Origin of the sequence: Agrobacterium salinitolerans, assembly GCF_027498475.1 — a bacterium.
GTDB lineage: Bacteria > Pseudomonadota > Alphaproteobacteria > Rhizobiales > Rhizobiaceae > Agrobacterium > Agrobacterium salinitolerans.
The window spans coordinates 1-16,101 of the sequence record NZ_JAPZLN010000010.1; the positions used below are offsets into that span (position 1 = coordinate 1).

12 protein-coding genes are annotated in these 16,101 nt (G+C 59.3%); 3 read left to right on the forward strand and 9 right to left on the reverse strand.

Going from position 1 to position 16,101, the window contains the following annotated elements; all coding sequences use genetic code 11:
* Window positions 1-73: 73 nt before the first annotated feature.
* The 8 genes from istB to O9X91_RS22880 all read right to left on the reverse strand — a co-directional run bounded on the left by istB (window position 74) and on the right by O9X91_RS22880 (window position 11,412).
* A complete protein-coding gene (gene istB, locus O9X91_RS22845; RefSeq protein WP_269834395.1) occupies window positions 74-856 on the reverse strand; it encodes an IS21-like element helper ATPase IstB in 783 nt (260 codons plus the stop codon).
* Window positions 846-2,366, reverse strand: coding sequence for an IS21 family transposase (gene istA, locus O9X91_RS22850; protein ID WP_269834396.1), 1,521 nt, complete (start codon window positions 2,364-2,366; stop codon window positions 846-848). Before istA ends, istB begins: the two co-directional genes overlap by 11 nt.
* Before the next feature lie 72 nt (window positions 2,367-2,438).
* On the reverse strand, window positions 2,439-3,926 hold the full coding sequence (locus tag O9X91_RS22855; RefSeq protein ID WP_269834397.1) for a hypothetical protein: 1,488 nt from the start codon (window positions 3,924-3,926) through the stop codon (window positions 2,439-2,441).
* Window positions 3,927-3,929: 3 nt separating this feature from the next.
* On the reverse strand, window positions 3,930-6,362 hold the full coding sequence (locus O9X91_RS22860; RefSeq protein WP_269834398.1) for a hypothetical protein: 2,433 nt from the start codon (window positions 6,360-6,362) through the stop codon (window positions 3,930-3,932).
* A gap of 48 nt (window positions 6,363-6,410) precedes the next feature.
* Window positions 6,411-8,228, reverse strand: coding sequence for a DNA cytosine methyltransferase (locus tag O9X91_RS22865; protein WP_269834399.1), 1,818 nt, complete (start codon window positions 8,226-8,228; stop codon window positions 6,411-6,413).
* A 112-nt stretch (window positions 8,229-8,340) separates the two neighbouring features.
* Window positions 8,341-10,212: an AAA family ATPase gene (locus O9X91_RS22870; protein WP_269834400.1), complete on the reverse strand. Its 1,872-nt coding sequence runs from the start codon at window positions 10,210-10,212 to the stop codon at window positions 8,341-8,343.
* A 10-nt stretch (window positions 10,213-10,222) separates the two neighbouring features.
* A complete protein-coding gene (locus O9X91_RS22875; RefSeq protein WP_269834401.1) occupies window positions 10,223-10,849 on the reverse strand; it encodes a hypothetical protein in 627 nt (208 codons plus the stop codon).
* A gap of 359 nt (window positions 10,850-11,208) precedes the next feature.
* Window positions 11,209-11,412 (reverse strand): hypothetical protein, encoded by a 204-nt coding sequence (locus O9X91_RS22880; RefSeq protein WP_269834402.1) that lies wholly within the window; start codon window positions 11,410-11,412, stop codon window positions 11,209-11,211.
* A 105-nt stretch (window positions 11,413-11,517) separates the two neighbouring features.
* Between O9X91_RS22880 and O9X91_RS22885 the strand changes: the two genes are divergently transcribed.
* Window positions 11,518-12,138 (forward strand): type II toxin-antitoxin system VapC family toxin, encoded by a 621-nt coding sequence (locus tag O9X91_RS22885; protein ID WP_269834403.1) that lies wholly within the window; start codon window positions 11,518-11,520, stop codon window positions 12,136-12,138.
* A 90-nt stretch (window positions 12,139-12,228) separates the two neighbouring features.
* A complete protein-coding gene (locus O9X91_RS22890; RefSeq protein WP_269834404.1) occupies window positions 12,229-14,472 on the forward strand; it encodes a DNA cytosine methyltransferase in 2,244 nt (747 codons plus the stop codon).
* Here the strand turns inward: O9X91_RS22890 and O9X91_RS22895 are convergent.
* Window positions 14,449-15,186: a hypothetical protein gene (locus O9X91_RS22895; protein ID WP_269834405.1), complete on the reverse strand. Its 738-nt coding sequence runs from the start codon at window positions 15,184-15,186 to the stop codon at window positions 14,449-14,451. The genes O9X91_RS22890 and O9X91_RS22895 overlap by 24 nt on opposite strands.
* Window positions 15,187-15,699: 513 nt before the next feature.
* On the opposite strand from O9X91_RS22895, the gene O9X91_RS22900 reads away from it, so the two are divergent.
* Window positions 15,700-16,101, forward strand: a complete 402-nt coding sequence (locus O9X91_RS22900; RefSeq protein WP_269834406.1) for a hypothetical protein — start codon at window positions 15,700-15,702, stop codon at window positions 16,099-16,101.

Genomic DNA, 16,101 nt, shown 5'->3' on the forward strand with positions numbered 1-16,101 from the left:
TTTTATCCGCACCCCCGGTTTTTCCACCGAGAAGTGAGCCACCTCTGAGTATGGTTTTCTGATCAGGACTTGGTCAAGGGGTTGGCTTTTCTCCTTTCTTCTGGGCTGCGGCGGCCGAGCTGGCTTTGAAGCGGAAGCTGTCATTTCCAGTTTCCAGGATATGACAACGGTGGGTGAGACGGTCGAGGAGAGCGGTCGTCATCTTGGCGTCGCCGAAGACGGTTGCCCATTCGCTAAAGCTGAGGTTGGTGGTGATCACCACGCTGGTCCGCTCGTAGAGCTTGCTCAGCAGGTGGAACAGCAGTGCTCCGCCTGAGGCGCTGAACGGCAAGTATCCCAGCTCGTCCAGGATGAGCAGATCGAGGCGGACCAGCGTCTCGGCGATCTGGCCTGCCTTGCCCTTGGCCTTCTCCTGCTCGAGAGCATTGACCAGTTCGATGGTCGAGAAGAAGCGGACCTTTCGGTGATGATGCTCGATGGCTTGGATTCCAAGAGCGGTCGCGACATGCGTTTTTCCAGTGCCAGGGCCACCGATAAGGACAACGTTCTGCGCCCCATCCATAAACTCGCATCGGTGCAGTTGGCGCACGGTAGCCTCGTTGATCTCGCTGGCGGCGAAGTCGAAGCCGGAGATGTCTTTGTACGCAGGAAAGCGAGCGGCCTTCATATGATAGGCGATGGAGCGGACCTCGCGCTCGGCCATCTCAGCCTTCAGCAACTGGGACAAGATCGGCACGGCCGTATCAAAGGCTGGAGCCCCTTGCTCGATCAGGTCCGTGACCGCCTGGGCCATGCCATACATCTTCAGGCTACGCAGCATGATGACGACGGCAGCACTTGCGGGGTCATGACGCATGGCGACCTCCTGCGATCCGGGCGCGTAGGCCATCATAGCGTTCGACATTGGCCTTGGGTTCACGCAGCAAGGTCAGCGCCTGTGGCGTATCGATGTCGGGACCATCGATTGTCTTGCCGTCGATCAGCCGATGCAGCAGGTTCAGCACATGCGTCTTGGTCGCCACCCCCGCATCCAAGGCCAGTTCCACCGCCTTGAGGACGACCTGTTCGTCGTGATGAAGCACCAGAGCGAGGATATCGGCCATCTCACGATCACCGCCGGGGCGGCGAAGCATCTGATCTTGCAACTGTCTGAAGGCCAGCGGCAATTCCAGGAAGGGTGCGCCATTGCGCAGGGCTCCTGGCTTGCGCTGGATGACGGCAAGGTAATGCCGCCAGTCGTAAATCGTCCTCGGCGGTTTATCGTGGCTGCGTTCTATGATCCGCGGATGTTCGCAGAGAATATTGCCCTCGGCCGCAATGACCAGTCGCTCGGGATAAATCCGCAGGCTGACGGGCCGGTTCGCAAATGATGCTGGCACGCTGTAACGATTACGCTCGAAGGTGATCAAGCATGTCGGCGAGACGCGTTTGCTCTGCTCGACGAAACCGTCAAATGCAGTCGGCAACGCCATCAATGCTGCCCGCTCATCAGCCCAAACATCCGCGATCGTGCCGGACAAGGTGCCATGCGCCGTCTCTCGCCACAGGTCCTGGCAATGCTGTTCCAGCCAGAGGTTCAACGTGGCCAAATCCGGGAAGTCCGGCATCTGTTGCCATAGCCGTGGTCGGGCATCCTGGACGTTCTTCTCGACCTGACCCTTTTCCCACCCCGCGGCGGGATTACAGAACTCGGGCGCAAACACGTAGTGGTTGGTCATCGCGAGGAAACGGATGTTGACCTGCCGCTCCTTGCCGCGACCCACGCGGTCGACCGCCGTCTTCATGTTGTCGTAAATGCCGCGACCAGGTACGCCGCCGAACACGCGGAACCCGTGCCAATGGGCGTCGAAGAGCATCTCATGCGTTTGCAGCAAGTAGGCTCTGACCAGAAACGCCCGACTGTGCGAGAGCTTGATGTGTGCGACCTGAAGCTTGGTACGCTCGCCGCCGATCACGGCATAATCTTCACTCCAATCGAATTGGAATGCTTCGCCTGCACGGAAAGACAGCGGAACGAATATGCCGCGGCCAGTCGTCTGCTGCTCAACTCGCCACTCACGGGCAAAGGCGGCGACCCGACCGTAGGAGCCGGTAAACCCGAGAACAACCAGATCAGCGTGAAGCTGCTTCAGCGTTCGGCGCTGCTTGCGCGACCTCCCGGCCTCAGTCTTCAGCCAGGCCGCCAGTTTGTCGGCAAAAGGATCAAGCTTGCTCGGCCGCTCCGGTACCGTGAACGTCGGCTCGATCGTACCAGCGTTCAAATACTTCGCGATCGTGTTACGCGACAAACCGGTATGCCGACTGATCTCGCGGATCGACTGCTTCTCGCGCAGCTTCATCCGACGGATGATGTTTAAAAGTCCCATGTGGATCACTCCGTTGCCCCCGTCGCTCACCGCGTTGGGGGAAGGTTCACATGGCTCAATTCTCAATGGAAATTATGCGCCTAACCGGCTCAGTTCTGCGTGGAAACCAACAGCCGTGGCGATGTCGACCGCTGCAGCCGCGGCATCTGCGCCGATGAGCACCGGAACGCTGTCGGTGCTCGCCGCAATGATGGCGGCGATCTCCGAAGCAGATAGTCCTGCGGCGACAGCCATCTCGCGGAGGGTCTTCTGCCTCTGCTCGTCGGAAGCCATTGGCGGCTTAGGAGCCACGGAACAATGTTCCTCGGCCTGTTCGGCGACGACTTCAGCCGACGTGACCGGAGCGACGGCTTCGGCGGCGATCTGGGCCAATTCGTCCCGCAGGCGGGCGACCTCTTCGCGGATCGCGGTGGTTTCGCGGGAGGATTCGCTCCTAATTGATTCCGCCGCGCTCGCGATTTGGCCACGAAGCGTCTCCTCGTGCTTCTCGGTCTCTGACCTGAGGAGTGCTTCACGGTGGGAAAACGTTTCGAGCCTTGCCTCCGCGTCGGCGATCTCGCCTCTGAGGGCGGCCAGCCGCGCGCTGTCCGCCTCGGTCTCCCTGTGTATCTGCTCCACCAGCTCGATTTGAAGGCGAGCCTTCTCCGACGCCTCGAACCCAGCCAGCATGTCCTTGAAGCCGGGATCGCGCCCGAGAATATCTGGCAGGATTTCGGCAAGCTCGCTGCGCATCGACAGAATCCCTGCGACGCCCGCGAGATCCGCCTTCTCCTCTTCGCTGACGGTCATGCCCTCCAGAAGTCGAAGCAGTTCTGCAGGAGGCAAGGAGCGAGCGTCGGACGGAAGCCTGACCGCCGTTGTCGCCCGTGACAGCCAGCGTTCCGCGGACTGGAATATCTCCTCTTCCGAGCGGAGATCGACGTTCCGCGCATCCGACCATTTGGGCTGTGAAACGAAGACAACCAGACCATGGGCCAGCCTGATCATGTCAGGCCGATTCTCCAGCGAGACCGTGGCAACCGAGCGCAGGGAGTGATGCCGCAGTCCGTAGCGGCCCGATGGCAGGGTATCGAAACCCGCTGTCAACCACTGGCCGAGCCTGACCTCGATCGCGGAGACCGGCGCGTCGAGCGGGATGTGCAGCGTGCCGCCGAGAAGCGCGGCGAGCCGCTCGTCGGGGTCGCCATCCTGAGGGCTGTAGCCGACACTGAGCCTTGTAGCTGCCGCAAAGGAGACGATGTCGCGTTTTCCGGGAACGGCGAGGTCGTTGATGATCTTGGGGAGATCGAAGATGGAGCTTCTTCCTCGGATACTTGTCGCCATGGGAGAAATGGCCGCTGCCAAGGCAGGGACGGGGTTGTCCTCCTTGTGCAGAGCAAGCTTCTGCTCCTTCTTCTCGCCACCGATTAGCCAGAAGGAATCTGCGCCCCCGAGAACGATCCTGCTGTCGCGGGTCTCCTTTACCTTGCCGTCATTTCCATCCTTGACCTCGGCTATGACCGCGGCACCGTGTGCAACGACCTGCTTTACCCTGTAGACCGTCTTGCCTGATGCTGACATGCGCTATCTCTTTCCGGACATGTTTCGCGGGAGCCGAGTTGTCCCCAATTTGCTGTCATGGATCGCCCGTCCCCGGCTGGAGGCCGACGCGATGAACCTGTCGATCCACTCCGTGGTTCTTCTGACATCCTGCTCCTTCACCGGGACGAGTCGGGCGATGGCGGCAAGGGACGAGGCCCCGACGGCGTACTGGTATCGCCAAGCTCCGGCCGAAAAACCCGGTGCGGCGTTGCTGAGAACCCTGTCGGAGGCCCATCGCGCCCAGCTCGAAGGCAGGAGGACACGGGGGCGATCAGGTTGAAGGACGCCGTCGTGGTGAAGGAACAGCGGCCCTCGACCGCGCAGATGGTGAGAGAGGATCGCCACCGAAGGCGAAACGTAGTTCTGCGCGGGTTTCCCGGCGACGACCGAACGGTAGAGGAACGGGTTGCGGGATTCCTTCCTTTCGAGCCTGTACAGTCCATCTGCGATGCTGCCGTCGTAGCGGACAGCGAAGAAGCCGCGTTCCTCGTCCAGCCTGCCAATCACCTGGTATCCGTGCACTCCGGAGGGGTCGCCGACATCGGCCAACGCCTGTCTGCCGGCGGGTTTTTCGGCGATAGCCATTCTCCTGACGAAGTCTAGTCGAACGCGCTCGCTGGGGCACCTTACCGCATGGCGGGGAAGCGCCCACCTCGAGAGGCCGTTCCAAGTCTCGACCTTGGCTCCGGCTGCGCCTGCCGCCGCATGGAGCCGCTCGATAACGGCGACCGGAGTCGGGCCACTGATCCTGACGAGATCGTCCCCGACGGATTCGAACGTCACTGGATTCTGCAATATCCTTCGGACGGGGAAATGGCGCAGCAGCGTCACTTCCAGCCATCCGGCATCGCAAAACGACCGCAGCAGATCCCATTCCGACGGACGATCATCCCCCGGCATTCCTCGGAGAATGATCTCAATGGCCTCGGAGAAGGACAGTCCCCGCGCCGTCCGCTCGTACAGGGCTTCGCCGATGGTCACCAGAGCATCACAGGGAGCGATGCGGTCGCCGCCCCATTCCTCGATGCTCGTGACGGTGGACGGTGCGGTGCCACGGTGGAACTCGTCCTCGGAGATCTCACGGGAGAAGTCGAACGCAAGGCGGCGGATGTCGCCGACCTCGTTGGCCCGGGGGACAAGAAGTATCTCGCGGGTCTCCCGCAGGCTGCGGGCGGTAAAGGCTCCCGAATGGATCCCTTCGGGAAATGAAAGGCCATCGCCGTTCGGCACCATTTCGATCGGCTTGCCACTCTTCTCGACCTTGATGGCCGCCGGCATGGGCCCTGTGATAGATGGTGCCAGCGGCGTGCGTCCGAGGTATGCGCCGCCGACCCTGATGCCGTCGCGCCAGCCGAACTCCCTCGGGGTGCTTGCCGTCTGCACTCCGCCCTCGACGCGGTTTCGGAAGTTGGCCACGACCCAGCCTGCGTTCAGGCCGGCGACCGAGCGGATTGCGTCGGAACCGCATTCTGACAGTTTCGAGCGCTTCATCAGCAGGATGTTAGATGGCGATGTTACAGCCCGGTATTTTCCGAAGCCGACGTTATCGAGGAACACGATGCCGTTTCGAATGAGCTTCCTGAGCGCTTTGGGAACGAGCGGGAGCGCATCTTCGGGGGTGGTGATCGCGACCCGGTCGCCAAGCGGCGAGACCCGGAAAAGCTCGTGCTCCCCGAAGTCTCCCTCTGCGACCTCGATTTCCTCCATCGCGGCCTGTTCCGCCACGATCGAATACCAGGCCTGCCAGAACGGCGTCTCCATGTATTCGCGCCCGCCCCGCTTTCTTGCGAGATCGAACCTGCGGAAATTGTAGTCGAACGACTGCATTGTCTCGCTGAAGAGGTGCCGCGAGGTCTGTATCCGGTTGGAGACCGTGAGCGGATCGAGCAGATAGTCGTCGGCAATGGCGCTCTTGACCTTGCGCATGGTGTCGCGGTCGCGCCATGTCGGAAACGCGATGCGCAGCGTGCGTCCGATCTGTCGATGAGGATAGATGCCGGGCAGGACGAGGTCGACGCCATGTTCCCGTGCGAGGAAGTCGCGCAGGTGATCCCACATGGGGTTGAGACCGTTCATGTCCTGGAAGCGGTCGTTGAGCTGCTTTTCAAGAAGCTCGCGGAAGTCACGTTCACCGCCGATCCGGGTTGTGGTTGTCTGCATCCAGCAAAGGAACATCAGGATGCGGACATATTCCGGCGGGCGGCCTGCCCTCGGCTGGAACTCTCCGGAGAACCACGCCCTGAGGACCGAGGCGTGCGGCAGCGACTTCAGCATTGCCTGCCGGGCAACCGCTGGATCATCAGTGGAGAAGATGTCTAGGAGATCGTCATCGGCGACGTAGACGCTGCCGACCGGACCGGTGCTGCCCGGAGCCAGAAAATACCTTTCGATGCATTCCGCCTCGAAGTTTCTCAATCTTCCTTCGCCTCCCCTTAGTCCCCAACCGAAGCCTGACCCTATCCCCTATCGGTGGCGAAGTTCCTTGGACTTGCCCTTGCCCTGCTGGTGCGGCGGCTTGGGGTGGAGCACAAGATGCGGTGCCTTGAGCGATGCCGGAGACATGTCCGTGTCCTCAAAGGTCAGCCGCGCGAGACGGAACGTTCCCTTGTCGCCTCCGAGCAGGACAGCAGCGCCATCCTCCGGCATCGCCAGTGAAGGAAGGTCCGAGACGCGCCGCTCGGAAAGCTGGTCGTGCAGCAGCTTCAGGCGTGCGCGGAGGTAGCGGACAGGGATGTCGAGTTCGATCTGCCCCGGCTTCGATCCGACGATGGCGAGAAGCTGGACGATGGCCCGGTCGATCGCGTCGACGTCGCCTTCCTTGGTCAGGGGCAGCGCAATCATGCCTGCGGCACCGATGCCGCGGCGCTGCTGTTCCTCGTAGACGGCGACGAGATCCTGATCGGTGAACTTGTCGCGGGAGGCGCGCCACTCGTCCCGCCTGCGATACCGAAGCTTCGTGTTGCTCAAGCGGTATCCGTTCGCGGCCACGGCATCGGCAGGAATCGGTTCGCCCCATCCTGCTGGCCAGTATGTTCCACTGCCATATCCGTCGCGCGACCGCTCGGAGTCGTTCTTCTTGTTCATGTAGCGCTTCACCATCGGGGGAAGCTTGCGTCCGCGGGCGATCACCTCGGACGTTATCCTGGCTGGGACACCTTCGGCACCTCCCGCCAGAAGATGGCTGACAAGTTGCTTCATGAATAACGGAGGAACGGCATTGCCGACTTGCCGATACTGCGCGTCGCGGGCTCCAAAGAACTCGAACGAATCCTTGAAACCCTGTAGTCGGGCACCTTCACGTACGGTAAGCGCGCGGTCATGGATCGGATGTGTAAAGCACCCTGAAGTGACGTTGCCGAAGCCGGCCGAAATTGTATAGGCGGGAGACGCCTCATGCAGACGTCCATACAGCGTCGCGTAGTCGGTTAGACGGACCCGGCGAAACCGATCGGGAAGAAGCTCCGGGGGAATGTCCTTCCAACACCCCCCTTGAGGAACCTTGGAAATTCGCTTTTTGTTGATCTCGGAAAGAGTGTAGCAGTGATGATTGGGAGCCTTGCCAGCCCCATCGCGGACGAAGCCCTGAAACGGAGTGAGCGATTCGGCCGCTCCCAGTGTAGCTACTGCAGACGTATCCGTATGAGAATCGAAGAGATCTGAGAGGGCTTCGTGGACGCTGACATATTCAGGCATCTCGCCGGACGCGTCAGGGATGTGTGTCGGAATCGGGAAGTTAGCCGGAATGGGGTCAACTGTGGCAACAAGGATGAAGCGGTTGCGGAGCTGCGGCAGGCCATAGTCGGCCATGTTCACGACATCGGCGAAAACGTTGTATCCCCTGTCCTCGAATAGCTTGAAAAGCTCCTTCACGATGACGAGGTTCTTCCCGTAGACCACGCCGGGGACATTCTCCATGATGACGCGCCGCGGCTTGCGCCCGACGGCGGTGAACCCGTCCAGAAGTCTGATGAAGTGAACGAACAGAGCGTTGCGCGGGTCATCGAGATGGAACACGCCCATCGTGCTCACCGCCTGGCAGGTCGGACCCGCAAAGAACCAGTCGATCTGTTCGATCCCGGCGCGCTCGACCACGTCGGCAGCGGAGACAAGCGATACATCACAGCAGTCGACCAGGGCATCGGGATGGCTATTGCGGAAGGTTCGGGTTGCATCGGTGTCGATGTCCAGAGCCCATTTGACTTCGAGATCAGGGATCGCCGCGCAGGCGCCTGCCGACATGCCGCCGCAGCCGGAATAAAGGTCGATAGCTGTCTGCTTCATGATTCCCCCATACATTGAATCAATAGTAGCAACACAACGTGTGTGCGGCGACAGTTTTGTTGACTTGAAGGAATATTTGGAGGCACGAGATCTCGACACATGCCAGCGTGGATCACCCTAATCCACCCTTTGGCCTAGAAACGATATGCATCACCTCACATCCCCGAACCACGCCGCGATTTACGATGGCTCGCGCAATCTCTTCCGCCTCCTGCCTCCGAGCTTGGATGATCATCGTCGCTCTCAGTAGCCCCGCCTCTAACAACCGCTCGATCCTCCGCCGTAGAACAGGATCATCACGCCGCAATTGTTCCAGTTCCTTGGAGCTCGAGACATCACAGTATTGGAGTGATTCCAGCCCCAGACTTGCGAGCATAATCGTAGCAATATCCGAAGCTCGCTGCAGATCGGATCCAGCAACGCCGCCGGAACCATCAAAAACATCACCAAGGATGACTTCTTCGGCTGCCATTCCGCCCAGCAGCATCGCAATCTCGTCCAGATAGGACTGGCGACTTCGATTTGGTGTGTAACTTCGCCGCCATTGCACGTGCCCGATACTCGCGTCTCGGTGGCTCGCCTCCCTCGCTACGACAATCATCTCGATCTCCGCCACAGATAGAACGGTACCGACGATCGCGTGACCGGCCTCATGTACAGATACTGACCAAAGCTCATCGTCGCCAACCGGTGCAAATGCTGGCACGACTGCGAGCACATCCGACATTCGGACTTCCCTGCCTTGGCGACGGGCCAAGCGACGGGCATCCTTCGCCACCTGCGCAATGTCTGCGCCGGAATACCCACTTGTTGCCAGAGCCGCTTTGGTGAGCTCCTCCGGAGTGCTGGCAGTGCCCAGATGCATCACAAGCATCTGCTCGCGAGCCGCTTGATTGGGAAGCTCGATCGCGATGTGGCGGTCAAGGCGGCCAGGTCGACGCAATGCCGGATCGATATTGTCCGGTAAATTCGATGCGGCGATGACGATCACGCCTTCCCTGCCTGTGGATCCATCAAGGAGCTCGAGTAAAGCGTTCACCACCTGAAGGCTGTAACTTGCATTATCGCCTCTGAATGTCCGCCTGTCGCCGATGCTGTCGAACTCATCAATGAGCAGCACCGACGGAGCTGCGGTGGCTGCGTCGCGGAAACTCTTCCGCATTGCGCCCAGCATGTCGCCGAGATGCCCCTTGGACTGCCATTGAGCGCTCGACGTGCCGATAAACGTCGCCCCGCAGGAACGAGCAAGCGCCGATGCGAAGAGCGTTTTGCCGGTCCCGGGAGGACCGCTGAGAAGAAGCCCTGCATCCACATCACGCCATGCAATCTTGCCAGCTTTCCAGTCAGAGAGATCAGCGACCAGGTTCGCGGCCCAATCACGCGCCTCGCCATATCCTTCCATGTCCTCCACCAAAGGCTCCCAGGCCATGGTCGCAGGAGCCTTCGATGCATCAGCAAGCTTCTCCAAGACGATTTCGATCGGCCGTCCTTTTCGCAACGCGCCGAACAACAGGCTTGGAGTATACCGGCAGAGACGGCTGGCCGCCTCGCTCGCGATATCGATCTGCCATACATTTTTCGCGGCAGAAATCAGGTGGTTCGGCTTGACGGATCCGACGTCAATAATGCGGTCCAAAGTGATTGCGATCTCCGGTACAAGCCTGGCTCCTTTCTCGATCAGGACGACAACAGCCGATTTTTGCGCCAGGACTTTCCCAGCGTCCTCGTGATATGTCTCCCCCCGCCTGCCCAATTCAATTGTCGCAACTGAGTAGCGGATCAAAAAGCTGGCCTCTCGCAGGACCAATTTAGCCGCCTCCCGATAGGCTTCCATGTTGGCCTCGGTTGGCAGTACGAGACCGACGGCATGATCGATCTGTCCTTCGCTGAGGTAGACCCCACACAACCTCAAAGCATTTTTAAGCGCGACGGCATAGGTAGCCGCTTCGAGCGAGGGTTCCCGCTCGGCAGATCTGCTTGACATTTTTCGCCCCCTACTTCGCCACGCGCCTGACGACCGTTTCCGGTCCCAGCACAGCTTCATCGAGGTCGACTTCAAGGATGTTCTTGAGGATCATCGTTGCGATTGTCGGCATCGGCTTGCTTTCGCGAACGACAGACAGGCACTCCGCAAGCGTTAACGTCCCCATTTCCTCCAACGCTGCGAGAATTCGGATACGGTCGCCCAGCGGTGCCTCATATCCAGCGTAGCGAATGAGATCCTTGGCATTCTGAAGCCGGGGCGCGCCGACGAACTCGGAGAAGGAAACCGCCAGATAGCGGTAACCCTGTTTTTCGGCTAACCTTGCAATCCAACCGACGGTGCCGGCATCCGGTCGTCGGATATCCACTAGCAACGCTTCGTCCTCCGTCTCGACAGCGAAATCGACATAGTGGTGTCGGGGGTTTCGGGCGCCGGAGTCATTGATGATCGGCTGCGGCACGCAGCGCCATGCGGATACCTTTGGATCCAGATCCAGCAAGCAGGCATAATCACGCGCCTCCCGCGAACGATAGAGGGGGCGACCGACGCACTTGAGCGTCGCAGACGGAAAGAACGGGCGGTATTTTGCAAAAGCGCGGGCTTCATCACCCGCGACATGAGTGGACTCGGTCTTCATGACCTCACCTCCGACGAATAGCGATCTGGGCGGCACCGGGAACGGTCCCGGCCTCCGTCAGCGTATTCGGAAGATGCGCGTCAACGTCTTGCTCATATAGGAACATTTAGTGAACGCGACTCTCGACGTCAACTAGAAATCGGCTCCGAGGTGAGAGCGAGTTTCAAAAGCCGGGAACTGCCAAGGCCCTTATGTCGTGAGAAGCAGAGACTTTTCCTGGATTTCGGGTCTGATGGCCTCGACGATTAAGTTATGTCAATCAGTGTGGTAGCCCGAAGCAGCCGAAATTCGACACGTCCTATCTTGTTGGTTTTGCCATCGCCGGTTACGGTTTCTCACCGTAGCTGCAGAAATCTCGATCAGGGATTGGGATCGTCATCGTCGGGGATAGGACCAGGGCGGGAGAACAACTCTACCAGTGTCTTCTTTCCGGGTACGAACGTCACGTCAAATCTGCCGTCGGTGTCGATCAGTCTCTGAGTGCCGCGCGCTTTAGCTGCGTCCAGAATTTCCTGGATGCGGGCCTCGGCCTCGTGTCTCTGCCAATCGGAATCACGTGTCATCTGGGCCTCTCTCGGACGACATCATACCAGCCTGCGCAGCATAGCGATACGAATTGGATCGCACCTCGAGTTTTTCAAGAAGAAAGTTTCTGACCACAGAAAGATATGAAAGTGCGGACAGACCCTATTCTTTTACTGGATACGGACATCGTCAGCCTTATGGGCCGCGTGAAGCCTCCTCCCGGACTGCGTCCATGGCTCCTACGCGTCGGCATGCATCGTCTCGCACTCTGCTATCCGGTCATAGCAGAACTGCTGCGCGGAGCCCATCTCAAGGTGAAGTATGATCCACAGAAAGCGATGCTTATCACCGACTGGGTCGATGAGCTCATCACTATGCCCTTTCCGTTTCCGGAAATGACGACCGAAGTGGCAACTGTGTACGCCAGAATGACATCTGTCCCCGCCTTGCGGCACATGTGGACCGTCCAGCGCGGGCAAAAAAGCAACAGGCTCGGACACGATCTGATGATATCCGCTGTCGCCATCGTCTATCGGATGCCGATACTTACAGCAAACGTCGATGATTTTGTCGAGATCAACGAGCATTTCCCGCTACCCGGCGTATACCATCCTATGACGGCGCGATGGTTCGTGGATCCTGGCTTCGACGTGCCTCTGCCATATTTCGATCAAACCGAGCCAGATCCGCATGAGAAGGCTTTGCCCATGCTCACCAGCCCCGGCGCGTTGAGTTCGGGTACCCCCGAAAACCATCAGCCCTGACGAAGTCGCGTAAACACAATCTTTACTGTCCTCGTTCCCGGAGCGATAACATTTCACCTTTACGGGTCCTCCTAACAAAGGAGCACCGGCATGGATGAAAATCTGGACGAACAAAGGCTTTTCGACGAGGCCAAGGCCCTGCGGACCACTCTGTCCAATATCTCGACGCTACTGACCGAAGCGGCAAAAGCCGTCCAGCGGATCGAGTCAGAGACATCTGAGGATGTTGCTGCAACTCTCCTGTCTGTGTGGGCTGGCGCCTCTGAGGACGACATTCGGCTTCTCCTTGCAGCCTCAGAGCTGTTCGATGGCGACAATACTCTCGCGCGAACCGACATCTCCTTGAGCGCAGTTCGGTTGCTGCGCCGGACCTCGAGCGAAGAGGTGCGCGCAAATGCAATCCGGCTGCTCGAGGCCGGGGCCCCGCTGGACGAGGCAAAGCTGCAGCAGCTCGAAATCCACCGAAATTTGATCGACAAGGGCGCGGATCGCGTCGCGATGGATGAAAAGTCGTTATGGCTCGAATCCTTGGCAGCACGCCAATCCGTTGTGAGGGTGTTCGAATTACAGGATCAGCTCGCCGTGATGCTTGATGCTGCGGCAAGATTTGCAAACTTGTACGGCCCCGGCCATCCGCAGAATGGGCTTGAAATGGAGGAGCACCGCGCGGGATATGCTGAAGCCCACGCGGCGCTTCAGACGAAGGCGACGACGGTCCTCGCCGAGTTCGACCGATTATTCGGAGATGATGCCACGGGCGAAAGTGCCAGCCCAAAGGATTCGCAGTCCTTGGAGCTCATCCGCTGCCGCCAGGCTTTGGCACGCTTTGCATCAGGTGAATTCGGTCACAGGGGAGGGTTCGCCTTCAACGTTGCCGATGAAGACGTCTTCTCGTGGGAAATCATCGATGCTCTCCACGGTCTTTCATGTCAGACGAAGACAAAGAGGGTTCGCCCGCTGAGCGTCCTCGAGATCGGTGGCGGAGCCGGCGGCCAAGCGCTCGGACTAATGTCGGCGGGATTCAAGCATGTCGCGATCTACGAGAATGTTCTGACCCGCGTGAAGACGCTAAAGGCCAACTGGCCGACATGGCCCGTCGTGGAGGCGGACGTCAGATCGATCACCGACACCGATTTTTCCCGCTACCGTGGAATCGATCTTCTGGCAGGAAGCATTTCCAGCTGCATGGTGGCCAAGAAGTCGAAACGCGAGATGCGTGGCGGGGAGGATGATCTTGTGCCTGAGCTGCTGCGGGCTGCACGCCTTATGAAGCCCCGCGCCATTCTCGTCGAGTGCCAGAAAGGAATGATGTACAGCTCGCATCTGATGTACTACGCCGGGTTCAAAGCGGCTCTGGCGGAGTTAGGATACGTCGTTGAATTCCATCGGCTCGATATGAAGGAGTTTGGACTTCCACGCGAAGACGAACGGGTAGTGATTGTCGGCATCCGTTGCGGCGAGCGCGGCACCTTCACCCCTCCAGCCCTTCGAAAAATAGTGCATCGCAATGTCTGGGATGCACTGGGCGATCTGGTCGTCCGGTACGAGAGCCCCGAGGATCAGAAGCAACTCGTCGTCAGGGGTTCGCAGCAGCATCGGTATGATGAGTGGGCGAGGATGTGGCGCTCCAGAACCAGCAACCCGCCGAGGTATATCAAGGCGATATCTCGGAGCGGAACCGAAAACCGCGAGGAACGCAAAGTCGATCCTTGGGGAGAGTCCCACGACGGGTTTGATCGGTCAGGTTTCGCCGTCGAGCCGCCAAAGGTGCAGGATTGCCCGTTCGAAGACGACAACTATCACCTCCCGAAGATGACCCAGCAAATGGCAGCGAGAGCGCAAGGATTCCCCGACGGCTGGATGTTCGCGGGAAAGGGAACTGGCAACATAGACATGATAGCAGACGCTCTGCCTCCGGTCCTTGCAAAGGCGGTAGGACTGCAAATCCGCACCGCCCTCACAGGAGAGACATTCGATCTGGACGCCTTGCTTGCCAAGCCGATCGTCAATTTGAAGCAGATCGGTCGCGGAGATTATCGGCTAAACGGCGGCACCGAGAACGCCGATGTGATGACGAAACTTGAGCCTCTGCTTCGAGGATCTGTGGCAATTGAGAAGGAGCGGAGAGTAAAGCGCAAGCAAGCGATGCTACGAGAGATCCTCAACGAGGTCGAGCCGAACCACATGGACAGGACCCACTTGGTGGAAGTCCTGCGCGATGTCCTGTGGGAACGGGAGAGACAAGCCAGGGAAGACCATACCCATATGGATCGCCTGTTTCCGGACGGCGAACCCGAAGGATTCGATGTCTCAGCAGATGTCGGTCACTATTAGCAGCTTATCGGAAACTTGTCCGCGGGCTAGGCGGTAGGCAAGTTTCGCGGACGCGCTGTAGTAATGGGAATGCGTCGCATCGACCTCGCCGATTTTCTCTCCATCGGCATAGATGGGCCCCCTCTGATATCCCTGCGCGTGGCAAATGTGTATCCGCCGTCCCTCGTGGTCCATGAACGTCAGAGCATCCCATTTCGCCCAATCCTCGTCGGGAAATTCATGATCCTCCATCGGAATCCTGACGACGGCTAGATCTGGGATATCGTTGCCCACAGCCCAGAAGATGTCAGCAAGCGTCTGGCTCTTCAGCTCCTTCTCGACGCGCTCGAAGGGCGTGATGCCGTAATGGCGAAGCTTGTGGGCAATAACTGAAAACAACTCCTCCAAGTCGACCGGTCCTTCGCCCTCGCGCACCAGAGGCAGACATATCTGGCCCCATTTCCGCCTATGCTTCCAACCCGTCTTGCCAAGCTTCTCGAAGCGCTGGTCGGTGTACTCCGTGAAGGCCTCCGACCAGGACGGCCTGCCGCCGTCTGGGTTCGGCGGAAATGCAAGTGCAAGGGGCGATCTTCCTTCCGGCGTTTCGAACTCAACGTAGTAGCATCCGGCCTTCGTTCCGAGGTATGCTTTGATCCCCATATTCTCCAATACCGGAGCCAGGTGATGCCTGATTTGCTGCATGCGCTTTCGCATGTAGATCTGCTGCAATCTCATTTGCTCCTCCTGTCACCTTCCAGAAGGATCCGTCGCCCGAATGCACGGCACAATGCAGGATCGGGACGCGTGGTGACGATTGCTGGCCGACGCGCGCGGCAGCGCGACTAAGGCGTCTAACGAGCGACGTCAACACCCTGCGATTGAAATAAAAAGGTAGACGCCAGACAGTGTATGAGCGTTAATCATATTGTCTGTCGGCATAAGCCACGCTCAGGAGAAGAGCCGTGATGTGCATCCGAATATCAGGTCCCCTGTCGATATAGGGATCGGGATACTGCAAGCGGCCTAGTCCGCATGCAGATAGCCCGTCACTTGCCCGCAAGGCCGTCGACGCGATGGTGAACCCGGGCAACGGGCGAGATGCCAACCAGTCGGCACGTACTTTCCCAAAAACATCCCGCCAAGAAAAAAAACGCATCGGTCCTGCGCCTCCTGCCCTTTCGAATTAGGGCTAGGGACCGGATCGAATTCAACCAGATCGATCTTTGTTCACAGCAAAGGAGCTGCCCCATGCCGCAGAACGAACTCGCTCGTCCGCGTTTCTCCGGGATCCCGGAAATCTACCAGAACAGCCTACGCATCTGGCTCAACAACGGGTCGGTCGAAACGTTTTCCGAAGACGAGTTGAAGCTGCACCGCGCAGCCGCTCTCGCTTATGCGGATCCGCGTCGCCCGTCCATTCGCAGCCTCCACACTATGCTCTGCGACATGCTCACACGCGACGGCAGCGCCAGCGGGATCCCGCTTCAGCTCCCTACCCTGGCGTCGTTCCGCCACCTCGTCCTCACCCTGCCCGACGAGTTCGTCATCCACATGCGCTATGGCCGCGGTGTCAGCCTCTGGGACATCGTCGCCGATGCGGGACAGGCAATTGATGACCTGGCCGGCTCCGGCACGGCGTCGGTGAACTAA

Bases quoted from the DNA above. Each gene is read 5' to 3' on its own strand.
- istB (WP_269834395.1), bottom strand. From the start codon at position 856: ATGCGTCATGACCCCGCAAGTGCTGCCGTCGTCATCATGCTGCGTAGC.
- O9X91_RS22900 (WP_269834406.1), top strand. From the start codon at position 15,700: ATGCCGCAGAACGAACTCGCTCGTCCGCGTTTCTCCGGGATCCCGGAA.
- O9X91_RS22855 (WP_269834397.1), bottom strand. From the start codon at position 3,926: ATGTCAGCATCAGGCAAGACGGTCTACAGGGTAAAGCAGGTCGTTGCA.
- O9X91_RS22880 (WP_269834402.1), bottom strand. From the start codon at position 11,412: ATGACACGTGATTCCGATTGGCAGAGACACGAGGCCGAGGCCCGCATC.
- O9X91_RS22895 (WP_269834405.1), bottom strand. From the start codon at position 15,186: ATGAGATTGCAGCAGATCTACATGCGAAAGCGCATGCAGCAAATCAGG.
- O9X91_RS22865 (WP_269834399.1), bottom strand. From the start codon at position 8,228: ATGAAGCAGACAGCTATCGACCTTTATTCCGGCTGCGGCGGCATGTCG.
- istA (WP_269834396.1), bottom strand. From the start codon at position 2,366: ATGGGACTTTTAAACATCATCCGTCGGATGAAGCTGCGCGAGAAGCAG.
- O9X91_RS22885 (WP_269834403.1), top strand. From the start codon at position 11,518: ATGAAAGTGCGGACAGACCCTATTCTTTTACTGGATACGGACATCGTC.
- O9X91_RS22870 (WP_269834400.1), bottom strand. From the start codon at position 10,212: ATGTCAAGCAGATCTGCCGAGCGGGAACCCTCGCTCGAAGCGGCTACC.
- O9X91_RS22875 (WP_269834401.1), bottom strand. From the start codon at position 10,849: ATGAAGACCGAGTCCACTCATGTCGCGGGTGATGAAGCCCGCGCTTTT.
- O9X91_RS22890 (WP_269834404.1), top strand. From the start codon at position 12,229: ATGGATGAAAATCTGGACGAACAAAGGCTTTTCGACGAGGCCAAGGCC.